The following is a 22630-nucleotide window of genomic DNA, read 5'->3' on the forward strand; positions in this document are numbered from 1 at the left end:
ATCCCCCTTCTATCCGGAGATCCTTGTGACCACTGTTGAGCGCCTGCTCGCCCTCGCCACCGCCTACGCCCACGCAGCCGTACACGCCGACCGCCAACGCAGGGCCGCCCTGACCGTCGAGGGCCTCACCGAACAAGCCGTTGCCCTCACCGACGCCCAACACGCTGACGACGCCGTCGATCGCACCCGCGCCACGCTGCGCGCTGACCTGCGCCACGCCCTCGAACGGCCCGTACGCGCCACCCCGGACTCGGACCTACCCGTCTGCACCTGGCACAACGGGAAGGTCGAGGTTCGCGCCATCACCGACGACGGCTCCCGCGCCGTGCGAGTCCGCTACAGCGCGTCGCAGGCCGTCGTCGCCGGAGCCGCGCTGATCGCCTGCGCCGCGATCACCGACCAACACCTCGGCGGCACCCTGTCCACCATCCTCGGCGCCTTCCCCTCCAACCCTGCGACCGTGCCGGCAACCGATACGCCCGAGCGCAACGCGGACATGAACGGACATGCGCCACACGAGGGTGACGCCCAGGCATCACCGGTGATCCTGGACGGCCGCCATCTCAGCGCCGCACTGCACGCCGCCGGGCCGATCGAGCCAGCTCTGATCGAGGCGGTCAACCACCTGAACCTGCGTCTCTACCCACGAGACCACCAGGCCGGGGACCGCAGCGCCTACGTGGTGCTCGACCTGCACGGCGTCTCCATCGGCGTCAAACGCCGCACCGACGACCTGTACCTGCACGCAGACACCAGCGAAACCAGCGACCAACGCATCGCCTTCGAAATCAACGGCGGCGGCGAAACCGACCACCCCACCCACTGACCACGACCATGGAGACCACGATGGACCTGCACGACACCGCCCGGGTACTCCACCCCGTCAACCCCATCGAGTACCGCCTCGGCACGATCACCGCCGTCGAGCCCCAGCCCGACGGACCGCACGGCGACCAGTACCGACTCCGGTTCCCCTCCGGAGAGGAACACGGCTACTACGCCACCGAGATCACACCGTGCCCCCGCGACGACGACCACGACGCCCTCGTCAACGCGCTCACCGCCGCCTGCCGGTCACTCATCACCGCGTGCCGCATCGCACACGACCACGACGACGAACTCAGCGGCGAGATCTTCTACCACACCAGCGGCCTGATCGAGGCCGCCCGCACCCGCCTCGGCGTCACCCTCGACCCGACCCACCTGCCCGACCCACCCACCACCAACCCGGCCCCAGAACCCAACCCGACCTCCGGCGGGCAGCAGCCATGACCTACGGCTACACGCACGCCAAAGCCAGCGGACACCCCGGCCCGATCTGCGGCGCCGACGACGGCCCCGTGACCCGCGTGGGCGAGGACCCGGTGCACATCGATTGCCCGGACTGCCCGGACCTCGTGTGGATCGACCAGCTACCCAACGACGCCACCGCAGGCGACCCCCGACTGATCGAGACGCTTCGGGAGGCCGCGCGAGGACACATGCGCAAAATCGACGGAGTGATCATCGACGGCACCACCGCCGCCGCGATCCTGACCGTGTACGGCGCGCTCAAACGGCCCTCGACACGGACCAAGTTCCTCGTCCTGAACATCGGCCAGATGGCGCATGTCGCCTGGCAGATACTCCGGCCGAAGAACAACTAGATGGTCGGTGGCCGGCGGGCACACCCAAGGGTGCGTGGAACTCCCGCCGGCCACCTCGCCCGGTGCCGGGCCATCCAGGCCGACGACAGCCTCTACCCGGGCGGGCGTGCCGAGCATCCTACGAGAGCCGCCAACAACCACGCCCTGCCCGTCGCCACCGCGACCGGCAGGACCGGGCAGCGGATCCCGGCATCGGTGAGGTTGAGAGGATGACGGCCGTGGCGCAACGAAGCATCGGCGGACGGATCGCACTCGACCGCGCAGGCGTCGCGGCGCACACCGGCGCCGCACGCTCCACGGTCAACCACTGGCACCTGCACCGCGACCGATTCGGCTTCCCCAACGCGTTCGTTCATGACGGCCAGGAGTGGTTCTGGCGCGACGACATCGAGGTGTTCCACGCCGCGCACCTGACCGACAAGAAGGCCGTGCTCACCAAGGTCGACCGCAGCGGCAACCCGACCGACCTCGTCACCTCCAGCGGCGCCGCCGAAATCCTCGGCTACTCCTCCTACCGCAACCTGCCGCACGAGCTGATCGACAACCCAGACGACACCGAGGCACTACCCAGCGGACGGATCCGCCGGTACTGGTACCGACGCACCGTATGGGCACACGCCGACGCACGCACCGGCCGGCAATCCACCAGCCGCACCCCCGGCACCACCGGCCCCTACAAACCACACCCATACGCTGACGACCCACGCCTGCAGGCCGCCACAGACCTCCTCGCACAGGCCCGCGCCGAGGGGCGGGACCGGCGCGGTCTCGGAATCGAGCTGGCCCAACGCCTCGGCATCCCCCAGCGCACCGCTCAACGGCTACTCGCCGCGGCAGAGGGCGACTAAACTCCTCTGGTCAAGCACGTGAGGCGTGCCGGCCCCCCGTCCGGCCACGCCTCACGTGTGAAATCGGCTGGGCCCGCCGCCCCTGCCTACCGCATAAGACCCAAGTGGTCATCTATAGTTGTTCCATGTCAGCGGACCTGTAGGGGGCTGCCCATCGTCCCTGGGGACTAGTGGCCCATATGGCTGCTGTTCATGATCTTGGCAAGGCTTGCGCAGCTTTCCAGTCCCGCACACACCTCGCCGCGACGGCCGCACTTCGCGACACGGACGACCCCGAGCTGGCGGCTCAAACTAGCGGTCGCACGTAATGAAGCACGCACGGCTATTACCCTTCCAGCGGGTTCGGGTAAGTCGTCTATCATCGCGTTTCTCGGCTTGTTGGGGTGTCTAAGCGGTCCGCCCGTCTCCATACGCTAATCACAGGGCATCGGGCCGAGGCGCCTGTGCTGATCTTACCCGACCACAGTGGTCGGCCAGATTTTCAACCACGGAGCTGGCGCCAGTTTGGTGATGTCCGTGAACTGGTGAACTCGTTCGTTGCCTTCGAACAGAAGTTCTACGTCGAGTCCAGTTCGACTCGACATGTACCAACGGCGAAAACCGGCAAATTTGGCCAGGACAGACTCATCGCTATCAACGCGAAGCGGGCGCACGCGCCGGTGGCTAGCGACGGGGCCTACCGGTTCTTCGTTCGGCGTAGAGAGATCCACCGACGTCGACTCAATCACAGGGCTGTGGTGGTGCGCGACGAGCAGGATCCCGGTGTCGATCACTCTACTGAGAGTCATCGCAGCCGGGCTCCGGGGTCCCTGCGGACATCTATTGATCTTGTCCGTTGGGAGTCCTTGGTCGTCTGACAGGTGTGCTCCCTCCTTCGTCAGGGAGCAGCCCCGTGTGGTCCTGGATACCAGATGACCCCAGCGCTATCGTGATCCTTTTAGGTCTATCTTCCGGGCCATACCTGGTCAAAAAGTGCGCTGATCCGGTGTTCCTCTGCGCCGTAGCGGTGCTTTTGCACAAGGATCAGGATCGCCGTGATGATGCTCAGGAGACCATTCGCATCCTGTTGTCTCCTTCCCGCCGCCGCGCGTTGCCTCGGAAGTCTCGTGAGCGCGAACGGCGAACACCACCCGACCACGGAACGCTCTGACCTGGGCGGACTGGCGTCATTCCGGCGCCTTCAGGTGTCCGTTGCGGGTCGTCTCTTCACGGCGTAGCGCGTTGAGTAGCTCGGACACGCGGTTGTTGCGGATGGCGTGGCCGTCGCGGCGGAGGTGGTGAGCGAGGGCGTCTCGGCTGACGGTACGTCCTTCGCGGACCAGGTCGTCGTGGGCCGCGCGGGCGGCGGGTAGCAGCGGGGCGAGGTCACCACTGACTGTGTCGGTTTCCTGTCCGTCGTCCACGTCGTCGTCTGGGCCGTAGTCCTCGCCGTCGTGGTCGTGGTCGTGGTCGTGTGAGTCCAGCTTGGGTATGGGCTGGGCTTCGGAGTACGGGTTGGCCGCATCGAAGTCAGGCGCGGCGGCAGGTTGGTGTGGCTGTTCGGCCTCTGACGCCTCTGACGCCTCTGACGCCTCTGATGCCTCGGCCGGATCGGGCCTGTTGGTGTCGCCGACACATGCGACCTCGTGTCGCACGCGCAGGGTCTTGCCATTGACGTCAATCACCCGGCCGGCCGTTGAGGCGGTGGCCCGGCCGGCGAGCCAGACACTGATCGCCGCGGTCAGTAGTTGCGGGTCCATGGCCTGCAACAGCCGACGGATCATCGCCTCCGACGGGCGCCGATCGGGAGTCATGCCCAGGGCAAGAGCTGTCCCGGCCGGCACGTCGGCGACCCATTCGGCGATCTTGACCATGCCTAAAGGTAATGCTAGGGTGAAGCATGATTCGATCAACATCATTAGCGCGTAAATCAGCCATCTTTCTCACGGCTGTACTATCCGCTGCGGCAGCGGTCTTCGTGTTTGCAAGTCCCGCGCATGCATCTGACTACAGGCGGGAAAGTACAAAGACTTTTGCCGTAACGATGTTTAATGACCAAAACCCGTGCACGGGAACGGCATGGATTGGACAGACTTGGAACAGCTACATTGAGTCCTACACCCAAGTGAAATGCCCGACCTGGAGTTGGGAAATGACGGCTAGAACAAAGATTACGAGTGCCCCACTGGGTACGATCTATGCACAGAAGTCCAGCAATTGCCCCGGGGATACCAATAAAGGTTCGTGTTATGCCGCTGTGAGCGTCAAGGGCTCAAATGGCAAGAGATATTGCAACGAAGGCTGGGGTACGCAGAATGGTTTCCTCGCCCGTGAAGGTTATGGGTATGCGTGCATATACACATAGTATCAGTCTGAGTTTTAACCGGCGCGGCGAATGGCACTTGAATAGATTGCGAATCGACTAGTGGTGCGGGCGGGGCTTCCTGAATCTCTAGTTCGGCACCAGGTCTTGTGCGGTCGAGGACGAGCGCTGCGTCGGAGGCAACGCGTCGAGGACGCAGCGCGCCCGTTCAGCGATGATGCCCTGACGTTTTGCCCCTTCCAGACTCCCGATCGTCTCGGCCAGTGTGTCAAGCGCGTCGGATGCGTCGCCCGTTGTCGTCAGGCAGATAGCACGGTCGAGCCGGGTGAGCGCCCAGTCGGTGTAGTCGCCGGGGGAGTAGAGTTCGAGGGCCCGCTCCTGCGCGGCCAGCGCAGCGCAGACGTCACCTAGTTTCCATCAGGCGGCCAGCGGTTCAGAACTACCGGGGTGCTGCACGCCGACGGTGTTGGTGGAGGCATTGACCTGTCTGCTGTCGGAGCGATGAGTAGCCTTACTCTGATTCAAAGGGCCAACTGTAGAGCAGTTTAAGCCAGTCGGATCTTGGTCGAGGATCTTGGTCCGGCTGGCTTACTGCTTTGGTGCGCGTTTGCGGCTGCTGCGGGGACGCCTGGCGGGCGGCGCGGGCTGGTCGTCGTTGCTGGGCCTGCGGAGGTGTTCGGGCTGTTGTCAACACCGCCCCAAACTTGGCTCTGGCACACATTTTGTGAGTCGCGCTCGTCGGTAGTTCGGGTTGGGTTGCCGGGATGGAGATCATTCCGGCGTTGCTGCCGCACCTGATGGGCTTGCGGTTGGAGGCGGTGGTGGTCCGGGCCGTCGGGGTCAGGATCACTGCGGCGACGCAGACGGTGCGGGCACGGTGTGGCGCCTGTGGCGTGTGGTCGACCACTGTGCATGGCCGCTATGTGCGGCGGCTGGCCGATGTCAGGTTGGGTGGTCATGAGGTGCTGGTCGCGTTGACGGTCCGCCGATTCACCTGCGTGAACGCCGGATGCGGACGGCGGACGTTCGTCGAGCAGGTGCCCGGGCTGACGCGGCGGCATGCCCGTCACACCGTCGTGGCCGCGGGCGACCTGGAAGCCGTCGCGGTGGCGCTGGGCGGTCGACCGGGCAGCCGGCTGGCGCATCGGTTAGCGGCATCGGTATCGCGCTCGACGTTGATCCGGATGATCCGCCGGATGCCCAACCCGCCGCCGGTGACACCGACAGCGCTGGGCGTGGACGACTTCGCCCGCCGTCGGGGCCACCGATACGCGACCGTGCTGCTCGACATGCACACCCGCCGACCGATCGACATTCTGCCCGACCGCACCGCAGACACCCTCGCCGCCTGGCTGCGCGACCATCCCGGCGTTCAGATCATCTGCCGCGATCGAGGCGGCAGCTATGCCGACGGCGCCCGCAAAGGGGGCACCTGACGCGATCCAGGTCGCCGACCGGTGGCACCTGCTGAAGAACCTCAGCGACACCGTCGAGAAAGTCATCCGCGGGCACCGCCGATGCCTACGCACCCACACCGAACCACCATCTGCCCTGGCCACACCGGCCAACGAGCCCGTCGCAGCGGGACGACGGGCGACGAACACCCGCCAACGCCACGCCGCCGTGCACGCCCTACGAGCCGAAGGACTGTCGATCAAAGCAACCGCCCGCCGCCTCGACATGAACGTCAGAACCGCCCGCAAGTACGCCCACGCCGCCACCGCCGAAGCGTTGATCGGCCCGAACTCCAGCAGCCGACCCAGCGTCCTCGCCCCATTCCACTCCTACCTACGGCAACGCCTCACCGACGGCATCCACCAGACCGCTGACCTGCACGCCGAGATCGTGGCCCGCGGCTACCACGGCAGCTTGCGGGTGCTGCGCGACTGGCTCACCATCAACCGCACCCGACCTGCCCCTGCGACCGCTGTCTGGGTGCCGTCGGCCCGGCGGATCACCGCCTGGATCATGCGCCCCGGCCACAAACTCACCGACGACGACCACGCCAATCTCGCCGACGCCCGCCGCCGCTGCCCGGACCTCGACACCGTCGCCAGCCTCGCCCGCGGGTCCGCCACCAAGGCACCGGGCAGCACCTCGACGCCTGGATCGACCGCACCCGCCACGCCGGATACCCCGAAATCCGCGGCTTCACCGCCGGCCTGGCCAGCGACCGCGACGCCGTCGTCGCCGGCCTCACCCAGCCTTGGAGTTCGAGTCCGGTCGAGGGCCAGATCAACCGCATCAAGACGATCAAGCGGCAGATGTATGGCCGGGCGAACCTCGACCTCCTGCGCAAACGCATCCTGACCAACTCGTGAACCGCCACCAAGATCAATCACAAAATATGTGCCAGAGCCGAAAAAATGACCCCGGGTGTGAGAATTCACCTAGAACGTCCGTCGGTTTGGTTCTGGCGTACCCCCTGCGCGCGGTCCGGCTATTGTCGATGAGCAAACGGACAAGACAATGACGCCGATCGGTCAACGCCGACCGGCCGAACCGAGGGTATATTGGTCGGTCTAACTTGTGGCTACAGCGCCTTGGAGAGTGTCGATGGAAGAGCCTGGGGACCGGCGCCGCTATCACGTGGTGCTCAACGATGAGGAGCAGTACTCGATTTGGCCGATCGGCTCGGAGATTCCGGCCGGATGGCGTCCGGCGGGCTTCGACGGCGATCGGGCCAGATGCCTCGCGCATATCGACGAGATCTGGACCGACCTGCGCCCGCGCAGCCTGCGGGAGTGGCTGGCCGTGCAGGGCTGACCGCCACCGCACCACCGACGACCGCGGACGCACCGGGAGAACCGGTACGTCCGCGGTCGTTTTGCCTGCCCAGGTGGCGGGCGACGGTGCCGCTGGCGGTCCCTGCGCGTGCCGGGACGCCCCGTCGCGCCCGCCGCCCGTCTCCTCCGAGGGGCGACGAGCCCTCCTGCGCGCCGGTGTCCTGGTCAGCCGCGCGACCGGCGGGTGTCGTCGCTGTGGGATCGGTGGAGGTATCGGCGGAAGACACAACCTTCTGCCCACTGATCTGGCTATCGGTGGGGGCGGGAGCCGATTTACCATTGCCTCGGAAATATCCTATTAGTTCATCGGATGCGGGCTACCCGTCGGCGAGTCGGACCGGACATTCCGACCGGTTGACAGATCCGAATTGCTCTCGTAATTTTTGGTTAGCTATCCCCGGCCCAGTTAATTCCGCACATCGCGGCAACGGGGCGCCGGGAATTCGATCCTCCCTGCTTACCGACTGTTCCAGAGGTTTTTATGTCCGGTGTGCCGGACACGAAGGAGTCAATGTGCCGGCAACGCCCTTCGATGCCGCCGTCGATCCGGACAGCCGCTACGACACGGTGACGTTGCAGCCCGGCATGCTGTTCACCCGGGAACACCAGCCCCGCTCGGGTGTCGACATCCTCCAGGTCGTCGTCGACTGGCCCGTGCCGCTGGACCCGACCGCCATGCGAACCGCCTGGCAACACGCCGCCGCGCGCCACCCGGTGCTGCGTACCGCCTTCGTCTGGTCCCCGAACGGCGACCTCGCGCAGGAGGTCCGCCCGGCGGTTACCCTGCCGGTGGCGCACCACGACTGGTCCGCTGCTCCGTCCACCGGCCACGCCGAGCGGCTCGCCCGATTCCTCGCCGACGACCGCGCCGCCGGCTTCGACCCCTCGATCGCCCCACTCGCCCGGGTCGCCCTGCTCACCCACGGGCCGGACCGGCACACCCTGGCGGTCACCCTGCACCATGCCATCCTCGATGGACGGTCGGTCCACATGCTGCTCGGCGAGGTCTTCACCGACCACGACGCGCTCCGGACCGGTCGGCCGTACGACCCGCCGGGGCGACGACCGTTCCGCGACTACGCGGTCTGGGTCGCGCGGCGCCCGCTCACCGGAGACCAGCGCTTCTGGACCCGCCGGCTGGCCGGCGTGCCCCTGCCGACCCCGGTGCCGCGGGACCGGGCGCCGGACGACCTGCCCCGCGGGGTGGACACGGTCGGCGAACGGGTCCGGACGCTCACCCCGGAGGCCACCGCGGCCGTCCACGAGGCGGCCCGGACCGTCGGCGTCCCGGTCGGCACGCTGGTCACCGCGGCCTGGTCCATGCTGCTGCACCGCCACACCGGACTCACCGAGGTCGTCTTCGGTCACACCCGCAGCTGCCGGAGAGCCACCGTGGACGGCGCCGAGGAGATGCTCGGCCTGCTGATCAACACGGTGCCGTTGCGTACCGACGTCGACCCGCGTCGGCCGGTCCGGGACTGGCTTCTCGACGTGCGCCGGCAGGTCGACGAGATCCGCCCGCACCAGCTCGCCCCCCTGCCCCGGATCCAGCAGTGGAGCGGAGTGCCGGCCAGCATTCCGATCTTCGACTCCCTCCTCATGTACGAGCGCCGCGACCTGCAGACCACGCTGAGCCGTACGGTGCCCGGCTGGGGCTCTCGGGTCGCCCGCGTCCACCGGCACCCGGGTCCGATGGTCACCCTCTGCGTCTACGGCGAACCGGTGCTGAAGGCCCTGCTCTACCACGACCGACGCCGGCTCAGCGGGGCCGGCGCGGAGGCGGTGCTGCGTCACTTCGCGGTGATCCTCACCGGACTGGCCGACGGGCTCGACCGGCCGGTCACCGCGCTGCCCCTGCTCGACGCCGCCGACCGGGCCATGTTGGCCGGCTTCCGCGCCGTCGGCGATCCGGTGCCGTCCGGGGCGTACCCGGTGGACGCGACCGTGCCGGACCTCGTCGCCGCCGTGGTCCGGCGGCAACCCGACGCGGTGGCGGTGGTCGGCGCCGACGGGGTCAGCCTCACTTACCGGGAGTTGGCCGGCCGGGCCGACGCCCTCGCCCGTCGTCTCGTCGCCTGGGGTGTGCGCCGGGACGAGCCGGTGGCGGTGGCCCTGCCCCGCTCGGTGGAGCTGGTCGTCACCCTGCTCGCCGTGCTCAGGGCCGGTGGCGGATACCTGCCACTCGACCCCACCGACCCGCCGGCGCGAACCCGGCAGCTGCTCGCCGCCGCCGGGGATCCGCCGGTGCTGGCCACCGCCGAGGTTCCCGGCGCGACCCGGCTGTTCCGCCTGGACGACCCCGACGCCGGCACGCCGGCGGGCGTCGCGGTACGGCGACCGCACCCCACCGGGCTCGCCTACGTCAGCTTCACCTCCGGTTCGACCGGCACCCCGAAGGGTGTCGCCGTCACCCACTCCGCCGTGGTTCGCCTGGTTCACCGGCCCGGCTACCTGCGACTGGGTCCGGCCGAGACGGTCCTTCACCTCGCCCCGGCCGCCTTCGACGCGGCCACCCTGGAGATCTGGGGTGCCCTGACCTCCGGTGCGCGGCTCGTGGTCGCCCCGCCCGGTACGCCGGACCTCGTCGAGCTGGCCCGGTTGCTCCGCCGGGAGAAGATCACCGTGCTCTGGTTGACCGCCGGGCTCTTCCACCAGCTGGTGGAGTTCGACCCGGACTGCCTCACCGACGTCGGGCAACTCCTCGCTGGCGGGGACGTGCTCGCCCCGGAGGCGGTCCGCCGGGCCCTGCGGGTTCGTGGCGGTGCGGTCCTGGTCAACGGGTACGGACCAACCGAGAACACCACCTTCACCTGCGTGCACCCGATGACCGACCCGGCAGCCGTGCCGGACCCGGTGCCGATCGGTCGGCCGGTGCCCCGCACCACGGTGTACGTCCTCGACCTGGCGGGCCGGCCGGTGCCGGTCGGGGTGCCCGGTGAACTCCACACCGGCGGCGCAGGAGTCGCCCGGGGCTACCTCGGACATCCGGCGGCGACGGCCGCGGCGTTCGTCCCCGACCCGTTCGACCCCCGTCCGGGTGCCCGGATGTACCGCACCGGTGACCGAGTCCGATGGCGGCCGGACGGCACTCTCGACTTCCTCGGCCGCATCGACGAGCAGGTGAAGATCCGCGGCTTCCGGGTCGAGCCGGGAGAGGTCGCCGCGGTGCTGCGGACCCACCCCGCCGTCTCCGACGCCGCCGTCCTGGTCGACGGGGCGGGAGAGCGGCGCCGGCTGCTGGCGTACCTGACCTCCCGCCCCGACGTAACGGCTCCGACCCCGCCGGACCTGGCCCGGTACGCGGCTGACCGGCTTCCAGTCCACCTCCGGCCGGCCGCCCACCTGGTCCTGCCGACCCTGCCGCTGACCCGCAGCGGCAAGATCGACCGGCGGGCACTGCCCCTGCCGGACCAGCCGGCGGCCCATCCGGTCGCCGACCTGACCGACCCGGTCCAGGTGCGCCTGGCCGCCCTCTGGGCCGACCTGCTCGGCACCGCCCCGTCCACCCCGGACGACGACTTCTTCGTGCTGGGCGGGAACTCGCTGCTCGCCACCCGGCTGACCTTCGTCGTCGCCGACCGGTTCGGCGTCGAGCTGCCGGTGCGGGTCGTCTACGACCACCCGACCCTCGCCGGGCTGGCCGGGCTGCTCGGCAAGCGGGCGACCGGGGTGCGACCGGCGAGCCCCGGGGTGACCCGCCGGGATCGGGCCGGTTACCGGTCGTCACCCACCGACCCGGCCGTCGACCTCACCCGGTCGCACCTGGTCCGGCCGGTCGACGGGCCCTGGGCGCTGTGGCGCTGGGTAGGCCTGCGCGCGGCCGGCTTCCCGCTGCGGACGCTGACCGCCCTCGGTGACCTGGAACTGGTCCAGGCCGCCGACGCGGTGCTGGCCGCCGAACAGTGGCTCACCGAGGCCCGCCGGGACCTCGCCGAGGCGCTGCGCCGGGCCCGCATGGCCAGCCCACCCGGCGAGCGCGCCCGGTGGAACCGGGCGGTCCGGCAGGTGCGCCGGGACGGCCCGCCGGACCCGCTGCCGCCGGAGGCCGCCACGGTCGGCGGGGGCGCGCTGCTCCAGGCCGACACCGCCCTGCGGGTCGCCCACTCCGCGCGGGAGGCCGCGCTCGCCGCCTACCGGCAGGTCTACGGCGACGCCGGCGCGCGACGCACCGCGGCGTTGCGTGCCGCCGCCACCGATCCGCTCTTCCGGGCCGCCGTGACCTGGCAGAACCGGCATGCGCTGTGCACCGGGGTGGACCCCCTCCGCGCCGCCGCTCCTGGTGCCACCGACTCGCGGCACCGGCAGCACGAGGCGCTCGTCGCCACCTACCTCCAGCGGTACTGCGCCAAGAACGACACCATCGGCTTCTTCGGCCCGGTCGGGTGGGCCCGGATCGACGACGGCGTGCCCGCGCTGACCGTCCGGCACGGCCCCGCGGCGCTCGCCAGCCGGACCGTCCACTTCGAGAACTGGGCGATCGTCGAGACGGCCGAGGCGCTCACCACCCGCGACCCGGGGCTGCGCCCCTGGTTGGTGCCCCGGCGGATGCCCTTCCTCGCCCTCGTCGGCGACGAGTTGCACGTGCCGCTGACCGCACCGGTGCCTCTCCCCCCGGTGACCGCCCGACTTCTGCGCGCCTGTGACGGCACCCGACCGGCCGGAGCGATCACCGCCGAACTGGTCGCCGATCCGAGCAGCGGGATCACCGACCCCGACCAGGTCCACCGGCTGCTCGCGGAACTTCGGGACGCCCGCCGGATCACCTGGTCGCTGGAGGTGCCGAGGGAGGACCTGCACCCGGAACGCGCCCTGCGCGCCCGCCTCGCGGCCGTCACCGACCCGGCGGTACGCGAACCGGCGCTGGCCGCCCTCGACGAGTTGGACCGGGCCCGGGACGCGGTCGCCGTGGCCGCCGGGGACGCCGACCGGCTGGGCGCGGCGGTCGAGGCGTTGGAGGAGCGGTTCAGTGCCCTCACCGGTCAGTCGCCCAACCGCCGGGCCGGCATGGTGTACGCCGGGCGGACCCTGGTCTACGAGGAGTGCGCCTCGGGCACCGACGTGACCCTCTCCACCGACCTCACCGCGACCCTCTGGCCGGCGCTGAGCCTGCTGTTGGAGAGTGCCCGCTGGTTCACCTCCGCCGGGGCGGCGCTGTTCCGGCGGGCCGCGACGCAGCGGTACCGGGAACTGGTCGCCCGCACCGGCGCGGCGACCGTTCCGTTCGCCGACTTCTGGCTCTGGGCCAACGACCTGCTCTTCGACCCGCCGGAGAAATTGATCGCCCCGGTCGTGCGGGGATTGCAGGACCGCTGGGCGCGGATCCTGCCCGACCCGGTCGACCACCGGATCACCGCCACCTCGGACGAGCTTCGGCAGCGGGTCGCCGCCGCGTTCGCCGCGCCCCGGCCGGGCTGGGTCGGCGCGTACCAGCACAGCCCGGACGTGCTTCTCGCCGCCGCCGGGCCGGAGGCGGTCGCCAGCGGCGACTTTCACTGGGTGGTCGGCGAGGTGCACCCGGGGGTGAACACGCTCCGCGCGGCGCTCTTCGTCGGCCAGCACCCCGTGCCGCGGGAACTGCGGGCGGCGATCACCGCCGACCTGCCGCACGGCCGGATCGCCCTCGCCGCGACCGGGGAGGTGGGTGGCGCATCGTCCCGGCTGGCCGACGCGCTCGTCACCGACCGGGACGTCCGACTGGTCTTCGGCCATGACAGCTGCGGCCTCGACCCGGCCACGTCGCTGCCGATCGGTGACTGCGTCCTCGGCCCGGTCGACGGCGTGCTGACCGTGAGCAGCCGGGACGGACGCTACCGGCTGCCGCTGGCCGAGGTGCTCGCCGAGCCGCTGATGCTGCACCTGGTGCAGCGCTTCGACCTTCGCCGCCCCGCCGACCACCAGCCCCGGATCACCGTCGATCGGGTGGTGCTGGCCCGGGAGAGCTGGCGTTTCGCCGCGGCGGAACTGGACTTCGCCACGCTGACCGACGAGGGCGAGCGGTTCCGGCGGCTCCGGCGGTGGCAGCAGGAGCACGGGTTGCCCCGGCACCTCTTCGTGAAGACCCCGGTGGAGGCGAAACCGTTCCACCTCGACCTCGCCAGCCTCGCCTCGGTGGACGTCCTCGCCCGCGCGGTCCGTCGTACCGTCGCCGACGACCCGGCGGCCACGCTGCGGTGCAGCGAGATGCTGCCCGGCCCGGAACACGCCTGGCTGACCGACGCCCAGGGGCAGCGCCACACCGCGGAACTGCGGCTCGTCGCCGTCGACACGCGTACGCCCGGAGCCGTCGACGCCGCGTCAACCGGCCCCGAGACCCCGGCCGCCGACCGGCGGCCGGCCCCTCCACACCGTAACCAGGCGGGGGTATGAACACCGAAACCTATATCGTGCCGTCGTCGTTCACCCAGCGTCGACTGTGGATGCTCGACCAGATGGCCCCGGGGGCGGTGACCTACCACATCGCCTGGGCGGTCGAGCTGACCGGACAACTCGACGTGCCCGCGCTGGAGGCCACCCTCAGCTGGCTGGTCGAGCGGCACGAGACCCTGCGCACCCACTTCACCGCGGTCGACGGGGATCCCGCCCAGGTGGTCGTCCCGGCCGCGCCGGTCCACCTGCCGGTGGTCGACGCCGGTCCCGGTGGGGCCTGGCGGGATCTGGTCGATGTCGCCGCCCGGGAGCCGTTCAACCTGGCGACCGGCCCGCTGGCCCGATTCGGCCTGGTCCGCCGGGACGCCGGGGCGCACGTGCTCGTCGTCGTGGTGCACCACGGCGTCGCCGACGGCTGGTCGTTCGGGATCCTCTTCCGCGAGCTGGCCACCGGCTACGCGGCGGCGGTGGCCGGCGCCCGCCCCGCCCTGCCCGCACCCGAGGTGCAGTACGCGGACTTCGCGGTCTGGCAACGGGAGGAGGCCGACCGGGGCGCGTTCGACGCCGACGTGGACTTCTGGCACGCCGAACTGGCCGGCGCGCCCACCCTGCTCGACCTGCCCGCCGACCGGCCTCGCCCGGCCGAGCAGTCCGACGCCGGGGCCGAGGTGGTCTTCGACGTTCCGGACGAGCTGACCCGACGGCTGCGGGCCGGCCGGGACGGCACCCTCTTCACCCGACTCCTGGCCGGCTTCCAGATCCTCCTGCACCGGGCCACCGGCGCCGACGAACTGCTGGTGGCGGTCCCGGTGTCCGGGCGGACCCGGCCCGAGACCCGGGACGTGGTGGGCTTCTTCGCCAACACCCTCGCCCTGCGGGCCGGTTTCGCCGACCAACCGTCCTTCGCGGGCGTCCACGCGCGGGCCCGCGCCTCGGCCACCGCCGCGCAGGCCCGCCAGGACGTCCCCTACGACCGGATCGTGGATCGGCTCGCCCCCACCCGCAGTCTCGCCCACTCCCCGGTGGCGCAGGTGATGTTCGCCCTCGACGAGCCAACCCCGGACGTCACCTCGGCCGGGCTGCGGATCGCCCCCCGCCTCTGGGAGAACGGCACGGTCAAGTTCGACCTGACGCTCACCGTGGAGGACCGTCCGGCCGGGCTGCGCGGTCGGATCACCTACCGCACCGACCTCTACGACGAGATCCGGATCCGCCACCTCGCACAGCGGTACCTCACCCTGCTCACCGCCGCCCTCGACCGGCCCGGCACACCCGTCGGCGAGTTGCCCCTGCTCGACCCTGCCGAACGCGAGCGGATCCTGCGCGACGGCAACGACACCGAGCTGCCGCTGCCCGACGTAGCCGGAGTCGGCGAACTGCTCGACCGGTTTCCGCCGGCCGATCCGGACGCGGTCGCGGTCGCCGGCCCGGACGGGTCCCTGCGCCACCACGACCTAACCGCCCGCGCCAATCGCCTCGCCCACCTGTTGCGCGCCCACGGTGTCGGCCCGGACGTGGCGGTCGGGCTCTGCGTGGGTCGGGGCACCGAACTGGTGGCGGCGCTTCTCGCCGTCTGGCGGGCCGGCGGGGGATACCTGCCGCTGGACCCGACGCTGCCGCCGGCCCGGCTCGCCGGCATGCTCGCCGACGCGGCCCCGCCGGTGCTTCTCACCGACGCCGCCGGGGCGGCCCTCGTCGCCGACGCCGTCGCGACGGCCGGCACCACCCCGGTGGTGCTCCGCGTCGACCAGCTCGACCCGACCGGCCCGTCGAGCGACCCGCCGCCGGTCACCGGCCACCCGGACGGGCTCGCCTACCTGCTCTACACCTCCGGCTCCACCGGAGTGCCCAAGGGCGTGGCGGTCAGCCATCGCGCGGTGGTCAACCTCCTCCTCGGCTGCCACCGGCTGTTCGGGCTCACCTCCGCCGACCGGGTCGCGGCGATCACCACCCCGGCCTTCGACATTTCGCTGGTCGAGCTGGTGCTGCCGTTGCTGGCCGGGGCCCGGATCGAGGTCCTCGATGCGGAGACCGCGCGGGACGCCGCCGCGCTCCGCGCCGCCTGCGTCGACCGGGGCGTCACGGTGCTCCAGGCCACGCCGGCGACGTGGCGGATGGTGGTCACGTCGGCCGGCGTACCGGCGGGGGTTCGCCTGCGGATCAGCGGCGGCGAGGCGCTGCCCCGCGACCTGGCCGACGCGCTGCGCGTCGACGGCGCCCGGGTGGTCAACGCATACGGTCCGTCGGAGACCACCGTCTACTCCTCGGTCGGCGCGGTCGGCGACTCCGTCCCGGTCGACCTGGGCGGCCCGGTCGCCAACACCCGGATCCACCTGCTCGACCCCGCGGGCGAGCCGGTCCCCGAGGGCGTGGTCGGAGAGATCCACATCGGCGGCGCCGGGGTGGCGCGCGGCTACCACGGCCGCCCCGGCCCCACCGCCGCCCGGTTCCGGCCCGACCCGTTCGGCCCGCGCCCCGGCGGCCGGCTCTACGCCACCGGCGATCTGGCCCGCCGGCTGCCCGACGGACGACTCGACTACCTGGGCCGCGCCGACCAGCAGGTCAAGGTCCGGGGATTCCGGATCGAACTGGGCGAGATCGAGGCGGCGCTGCGCGACCATCCGGCCGTCCGGGAGGCCGCAGTGACCACCTGGGGCGCGGGGGCCGACGTGCGGATCGCCGCCTACGCGGTCACCGATCCGCCCGGCGCCGAGGCGGCGTCGATCTGGCCGGCGGTCCGGGCCGACCTGGCCCGTCGGCTGCCCGACTACATGGTGCCGGCGACCCTGGTCCTGCTCGGCGCGCTGCCCCGCACTACGAGCGGCAAACTGGACCGGCGGGTGCTGCCCGAGCCGACCTGGCGGGAAACCACCGGCAACGGGCCGACCGCACCCCGCACCCGCACCGAGGAGCAGCTCGTCGGGCTCTGGCGCGACGTGCTCGGCCGCACCGAGGTTGGCGTGCACGACAACTTCTTCGCCCTCGGCGGCCACTCGCTCACCGCGACCCGGCTGATCGCCCGCATCCGTGCCACCTTCGGCGTCGACCTGGCGCTGCGCAGCCTCTTCGCCGCGCCCACCGTCGCCGAACTCGCCGTCGAGGTCGGCAACACCGCGGGGACCCCCGCCGGGCCGGATCGGACCGGGCCGGTCGGCCCGACGCCGCAGGACCTACTCGCCTCGCTCGACGACCTATCCGACAGCGAGGTCGACGAACTCCTGGACACCCTGATCGCCGAGGAGGGTGCGTGACCGAGCGCAGAGAACGTGTGGTCGTCGTCGGGGCCGGTCTGGCCGGTTCCCTCGCCGCCCTGCACCTCGCCCGTCGGGGCTACGAGGTGCGGGTCCACGAGCGACGTCCCGACCCCCGCTCGGCACTGGCCGGCCCGGGTGGGCGATCGATAAACCTGGGGCTGTCCGCCCGGGGCATGCGGGCGCTGGACGGGGTGGGTCTCCTCGACGACGTGCTCAAGCAGAGCGTGCCGATGCGCGGCCGGGTGGTGCACTCGCCGGACGGCACCGTCCGCTTCCAGCCCTACGGGGTACGCGAGCACGAGATCCTCCACTCGGTGCTCCGCGAGGAACTGATCTCGCGGGTGGTGGACGCCGCCGAGGCCGAACCGGGTGTCCGGTTCCACTTCGGCAGCCGGATGGTGCACCTGGACCGGGAGACCGCCACGGTGCGGGTCGCGCCGACCGGTGGCGGCGAGCCGGCCATGGTCCGCGCCGACCTGGTCGTCGGCGCGGACGGGGTCTTCTCCGCCGTCCGGCAACAGATGCAGCACGGCCTCCGCGCCGACTACGCCCAGGAGTTCCTCCCCTGGGGCTACAAGGAGCTGACGATCCCGGTCGGCGACGACGGCCGCCCCCGGGTACGGCTGGAAGCCCTGCACGTCTGGCCCGGCCACGAGGGGCTGATGGTCGCCCACCCCAATCGGGACGGCTCGCTGACCTGCTCGCTTTTCATGGCCCACGAGGGGCCGGTGAGCTTCGCCGCCCTCGACACCCCGACGGCGGTGGTGGACTTCTTCCGCCGGCACTTCCCCGACGCGGAGGACCTGATGCCCGACCTGGCCCGCCAGGTGGCCGACCACCCCGTCGGCCACCTGGTGACCGTCCGCACCGCCCCCTGGCGGCACGCCGACCGGGTGGTGTTGATCGGTGACGCCGCCCACGCCGTCTACCCGTTCTACGGACAGGGCATGAATTCGGCCTTCGAGGACTGCGCGGTCCTCGACCGCTGCCTCGCCGAGCACCCCGACCGGGCCTCCGCGCTCGCCGCGTTCGAGGCGGCCCGCAAGCCGCACACCGACGTGCTCGCCGACCTCTCCGCGGCGAACTTCGAGGACCTGCGGGGCCGGGTGCACCGGCTCGGGTACACGATCGCCGCCGCCGCCGACCGGACCCTCGCCCGGCTGCTGCCGGGTCGGTGGGTGCCGCTGTACGCGATGGTCGCGCACACCACCGCCCCGTACGCCGACGCGTTGGCCCGGGCCGACCGGCAGGACCGCATCCTGCGGGGCGCCGGTGCCGGTCTCGTCCTGGCTGCCGCTCTCGCCGCCACCACGCTGCGCGCGGGCCGGCGTCGGTCCGCCGGGCGGTGAGTGGGTTGTTGACCCAGCCGCACTTCCCCGAGCAGATCCTCTTCACCGATCCCGACCTGCACGCTGAGCCGTTGCACCCGCTGCTGACCGGGATCGTCGACCAGTTGCGGGCGGTGGTCGACTGGGCCCGCGAGTACCTCTGCGAACCCCACCCGGAACTGGGCCGCAAGGGCCCGGTTTGTCCCTTCGTCCAGGGCTCCCTGGACCGGGACACGTTCTATCTGGCGGTGCACCGGGGGGACACCGTCGACGAGGCCGGCCTGGACGAGGTGCTCGCCGTCTACCGGGACTGGTTCCGCCGTCTGGAACCGCTTGCCGGTCTACCCGCCCAGTTCAAGACGATCCTGCTCACCCTCCCCGACCTCCCGCCCGACGTGGCCCGGGAGGCCGTGGACCGGACGCAGGCGCGGCTCAAGCCGGACTACACCGAGCAGGGGTTGATGCTCGGCGAGTTCCACGACGGCCCGCCGGCCAAGGGCGGCCTGTGGAACACCGCGTTCCGGCCGCTGCGCGGCCCGGTGCCGATGCTGGTGGTCCGGCACATGGTCGCCAGTGACCTGCCGTTCCTCGCCGATGACCCGGTGACCCTCGCCGGCTACCTGCGGCACTTCGGGCAGAACGGCCCGGCGTCGCTGCGCCGGCAGGTCGCGGTGGCGGCCCAGCGGCACGGCCTTCCGATACCCGGAATCTCCACCGACGTCCAGATTCTGCACGACACCACGAACCAGGGGGTTCGATGACGACCGCCGACTCCACCGCGTCCGCCGCCGGCGGCAAGCGGGCCCTGCTGGCCAGACTGCTCACCGAACGGGCCCGGGCGGTCCGCAGCCACCCGGCCTCCTTCGGCCAGCAGCGGTTGTGGTTCCTGGACCGGCTCACCGGCGGGGTGCCGGTCTACAACATTCCGGTCGCCTACCGGGTGCACGGCCCGCTGGATGTCGCGGCGCTGCGCACCGCGCTGACCACGATCGTCAACCGGCACGGGGCGCTGCGCACCACGTTCGACGAGTCCGGCGGGGAACCGGTGCAGGTGGTCCGGCCCACCGGCGAGGTGGACCTCACCGAGGTCGACCTGACCAGCCTCCCGGCGGATCGGCGCGACGCCGAGGCCACCCGGCTCGTCTGGGAACAGTCCGGGCAGCCGTTCGACCTGGCCGGGGGCCCGCTGATGCGGGTGCAGGTGGTCCGGACCGGGGCGGACCGCCACCACCTGGCGTTCTGCGTCCACCACATCGTCTTCGATGCCTGGTCGATCGGGGTGCTCTTCGGGGAGTTGGAGGTCGCGTACGCCGCCGTGTCGACCGGCACCCCCGCCCACCTGCCCGACCTGCCCACCCAGTACGCCGACTTCGCCGTCTGGCAGCGCGACCGGCTGGCCGGCGACGCCCTGCGCCGGCAACTCGACTACTGGGTGGAACACCTGCGTGGGGCACCGGCCCTGCTCAGTCTCCCCACCGACCGGCCCCGCCCGCCCGTCCGCTCATATTGGGGCGCCTGTCACTACTTCACCGTCCCGGCGTCGGTCACCGCGCGCGTCGAGGAGTTCAACCGGGACAACGGGGTCACCTTGTTCATGACCCTGCTCGCCGCCTTCCAGGCCGTCCTGTCCCGACACAGCGGGCAGGACGACATCGTGGTCGGCACTCCGGTCGCCGGCCGGGAGCACCCCGACCTGGAGCGGCTGGCCGGGTTCTTCGTGAACACTCTCGCGCTGCGGGTGTCGTCCGCCGGCCGCCCGTCCCTGCGGCAACTCGTCGCGCGGGTGCGGGAGGCCACCCTGGTCGGCCTCGGCAACGCGGAGGTGCCCTTCGAGAGGGTGGTCGAGGAACTGCAACCCGACCGCAGCATGTCCCACGCGCCGATCTTCCAGGCCCAGCTCATCCTGCATAACGCCCCGAACACCGCCTTCCGGCTCACCGGCTGCACCGTCGCCTCCTTGGAGGTCGACAGCGGCACCGCCAAATTCGATCTCACCCTGGCCGCCGAGACGGCCTCCGACGGCACCCTGCGGCTGGCACTGGAGTACGACACCGACCTGTTCGACGCGTCCACGATCGACCGCCTGGCCCGGCACCTGGGCACTCTGCTGGAGGCGGGGGTCGCCGACCCGGATCTCGCCCTGGCCCGGATCCCGCTGCTGAGCGGGGTGGAGCGGTGGCGTGCCGTGGTCGAGTGGAACCAGACGGACCGGGGCGCACCGCCGGTCGCCACCGTCCTGGACCTGCTCCCCACCGATCCCGTCGAGCCCGGCGACCGGCCAGCCGTCACCGGCGAGGACGGGCAGGTGGACCGGGCCGGGCTGCACCGGCGGGCAGGACAGATCACCCGCCGGCTGCTCGGCGCCGGTGTCGCCCCGGACACCCCGGTCGGCTTCTGCCTGGACCGCGGCGTCGACATGGTCGCGGCCGTGCTCGGCGTCTGGCGGGCCGGGGCCGGCTACCTGCCGCTGGACCCCGGCCTTCCCCCGGAGCGACTGCGCCACATGCTCGTCGACTCCGGCACCCGCGTCGTCCTCACGCAACGGGCGGTCCACGCGCGCCTCGGCGCGGTGCTGGACGGCTCGGTGACGGTGCTCCTCGACGACGACACGGATGATCCGGCCCCCGACGAACCGATCCCGACGGTGCCGTCGCACCCGGACGGGTTGGCGTACCTCATCTACACCTCCGGCTCGACCGGCCGGCCGAAGGGGGTGGCGGTCCCGCACCGCTGCGTGGTCAACCTCGTCGCCTCCTTCCACGACGACCTGGACCTGACGCCCGGGGACCGGTTCGCCGCGGTCACCACCCTGTCGTTCGACATCTCGGTGCTGGAGCTGCTGGTGCCGCTGCTGCTGGACGTTCCGCTGCTGGTCGTCGGTGCCGACGAGGTGGGCGACGGCCCGGCGCTGCGCCGTCGCCTGAACGACGCGGGGATCACCGCCATGCAGGCGACCCCGGCGACCTGGCGGCTGCTGCTGGCCTCCGGCGGCGTACCGACGGCGTTGCGGACTCGACTCTGCGGCGGTGAGGCCCTGCCCCGGGACCTCGCCGACGCCCTGCTGTCCGACGGCGCGACGCTGTGGAACTGCTACGGGCCCACCGAGACCACCGTCTGGTCCGCGGCCACCGTCGTGCCACCCGCCCCGGCCGCGGTGGACCTCGGCGCGCCGATCGCCAACACCCGCATCTACCTGCTCGACGACGCCCGCCAGCCGGTGCCGGTGGGCGTGGTGGGCGAGGTCCATATCGGTGGTTCCGGGGTGGTCCGGGGATACCACGGCCGGCCCGGCCTGACCGCCGGCCGGTTCGTTCCCGACCCGTTCGCCGACCAGCCGGGCGCCCGGCTCTACGCCACCGGTGACCTGGCCCGGCAACGCACCGACGGCCGGCTGGAATTCCTCGGCCGCGTCGATCACCAGGTCAAGGTGCGGGGTTTCCGGATCGAGCTGGGCGAGATCGAGGCCCTGCTGCGCAGCCACGACCTGGTCGCGGACGCGGTGGTCAGCACCTGGGCCGGTGGCGACGGCGACACCCGACTGGTGGCGTACGCCGTGCCCGCGCCCGGCGTCGACCCGGAGTCCCTCGCCGACCGGGTCCGACCCGGACTCGCCGGCCGGCTGCCCGAGTACATGCTGCCCGCCGCCCTGGTGCCGCTGGCCGCGTTGCCCCTCAACGGCAACGGCAAGGTCGACCGGAGTGCCCTTCCCGCCGTCCGGTGGACCGACCGGCGAGCGGAGCGGGTCGCCCCCCGCGACGCGCTGGAGAAGGTGCTCGCCGGGATCTGGGCGGAGGTGCTGCGGGTCGAGGGGATCGGCGTGCACGACGACTTCTTCCGCCTCGGTGGGCATTCGCTGCTCGGCGCGCAGGCGCTGAGCCGGATCGGCACCGCGCTGGAGATGGAGGTGCCGATCCGGGTCCTCTTCGAGGCACCGACGATCGCCGCGCTGGCCGGCGTGCTGCGCGCCACCGAACCGGTCGCCGGTCAGGTCGACGCCGTCGCCGCCCTCCGGCACGAGGTGGCCGACCTCTCCGACGAGGAACTGCGGGCGCTGCTGGGTGGCCAGGAGTGACCGGCGCCGACCGGGAGCGCCTGATCCG

General features: G+C 71.5%; 10 protein-coding genes and 5 pseudogenes. 13 read left to right on the plus strand and 2 right to left on the minus strand.

Going from position 1 to position 22630, the window contains the following annotated elements:
• The first annotated feature begins 496 nt into the window (after window positions 1-496).
• From SALPAC3_RS29270 to SALPAC3_RS0123505, 4 genes are all read left to right on the plus strand, one after another.
• On the plus strand, window positions 497-826 hold the full coding sequence (locus SALPAC3_RS29270; RefSeq protein WP_332308198.1) for a hypothetical protein: 330 nt from the start codon (window positions 497-499) through the stop codon (window positions 824-826).
• Window positions 827-834: 8 nt separating this feature from the next.
• The gene (locus SALPAC3_RS0123495; RefSeq protein ID WP_018223622.1) at window positions 835-1272 is read left to right on the plus strand and encodes a hypothetical protein; all 438 of its coding nucleotides are present in this window, start codon (window positions 835-837) and stop codon (window positions 1270-1272) included.
• On the plus strand, window positions 1269-1646 hold the full coding sequence (locus SALPAC3_RS0123500) for a hypothetical protein (protein ID WP_018223623.1): 378 nt from the start codon (window positions 1269-1271) through the stop codon (window positions 1644-1646). The genes SALPAC3_RS0123495 and SALPAC3_RS0123500 overlap by 4 nt, the downstream gene beginning before the upstream one ends.
• A 209-nt stretch (window positions 1647-1855) precedes the next feature.
• A complete protein-coding gene (locus tag SALPAC3_RS0123505) occupies window positions 1856-2494 on the plus strand; it encodes a hypothetical protein (protein ID WP_018223624.1) in 639 nt (212 codons plus the stop codon).
• Between the two features lie 452 nt (window positions 2495-2946).
• Here the strand turns inward: SALPAC3_RS0123505 and SALPAC3_RS28080 are convergent, their stop codons facing one another.
• Both SALPAC3_RS28080 and SALPAC3_RS28940 read right to left on the minus strand, forming a co-directional pair.
• A complete protein-coding gene (locus SALPAC3_RS28080) occupies window positions 2947-3267 on the minus strand; it encodes a hypothetical protein (protein WP_157632337.1) in 321 nt (106 codons plus the stop codon).
• A gap of 393 nt (window positions 3268-3660) precedes the next feature.
• A pseudogene (locus tag SALPAC3_RS28940) lies at window positions 3661-4275 on the minus strand (hypothetical protein); the annotation flags it as partial.
• Window positions 4276-5560: 1285 nt separating this feature from the next.
• Here SALPAC3_RS28940 and SALPAC3_RS29515 point away from each other — a divergent pair.
• The 9 genes and pseudogenes from SALPAC3_RS29515 (at window position 5561) to SALPAC3_RS0123545 (ending at window position 22602) form a co-directional block, all read left to right on the plus strand.
• Window positions 5561-7117, plus strand: a pseudogene (locus tag SALPAC3_RS29515) (ISL3 family transposase).
• A 235-nt stretch (window positions 7118-7352) separates the two neighbouring features.
• On the plus strand, window positions 7353-7562 hold the full coding sequence (locus SALPAC3_RS0123520; RefSeq protein ID WP_026185846.1) for an MbtH family protein: 210 nt from the start codon (window positions 7353-7355) through the stop codon (window positions 7560-7562).
• Window positions 7484-9193 (plus strand): annotated as a pseudogene (locus tag SALPAC3_RS29280) (condensation domain-containing protein); the annotation flags it as partial. The gene SALPAC3_RS0123520 and the pseudogene SALPAC3_RS29280, both read left to right, overlap by 79 nt.
• Before the next feature lie 267 nt (window positions 9194-9460).
• A pseudogene (locus SALPAC3_RS29285) lies at window positions 9461-13126 on the plus strand (amino acid adenylation domain-containing protein); the annotation flags it as partial.
• A 336-nt stretch (window positions 13127-13462) separates the two neighbouring features.
• Window positions 13463-13948 (plus strand): annotated as a pseudogene (locus SALPAC3_RS29290) (lantibiotic dehydratase); the annotation flags it as partial.
• Entirely contained in the window at window positions 13945-17199 is a 3255-nt protein-coding gene (locus SALPAC3_RS0123530; RefSeq protein WP_018223627.1) for a non-ribosomal peptide synthetase, read from the plus strand. The pseudogene SALPAC3_RS29290 and the gene SALPAC3_RS0123530, both read left to right, overlap by 4 nt.
• The gene (locus SALPAC3_RS0123535) at window positions 17196-18551 is read left to right on the plus strand and encodes an FAD-dependent oxidoreductase (protein WP_018223628.1); all 1356 of its coding nucleotides are present in this window, start codon (window positions 17196-17198) and stop codon (window positions 18549-18551) included. The genes SALPAC3_RS0123530 and SALPAC3_RS0123535 overlap by 4 nt, the downstream gene beginning before the upstream one ends.
• Window positions 18552-18556: 5 nt before the next feature.
• Complete coding sequence (locus SALPAC3_RS0123540; RefSeq protein WP_018223629.1) at window positions 18557-19291, plus strand: DUF6875 domain-containing protein; 735 nt, start codon at window positions 18557-18559, stop codon at window positions 19289-19291.
• Window positions 19288-22602: a non-ribosomal peptide synthetase gene (locus SALPAC3_RS0123545; protein WP_018223630.1), complete on the plus strand. Its 3315-nt coding sequence runs from the start codon at window positions 19288-19290 to the stop codon at window positions 22600-22602. The genes SALPAC3_RS0123540 and SALPAC3_RS0123545 overlap by 4 nt, the downstream gene beginning before the upstream one ends.
• Window positions 22603-22630: the final 28 nt, after the last annotated feature.

Source organism: Salinispora pacifica DSM 45544, from assembly GCF_000378845.1.
Lineage (GTDB): Bacteria > Actinomycetota > Actinomycetes > Mycobacteriales > Micromonosporaceae > Micromonospora > Micromonospora pacifica.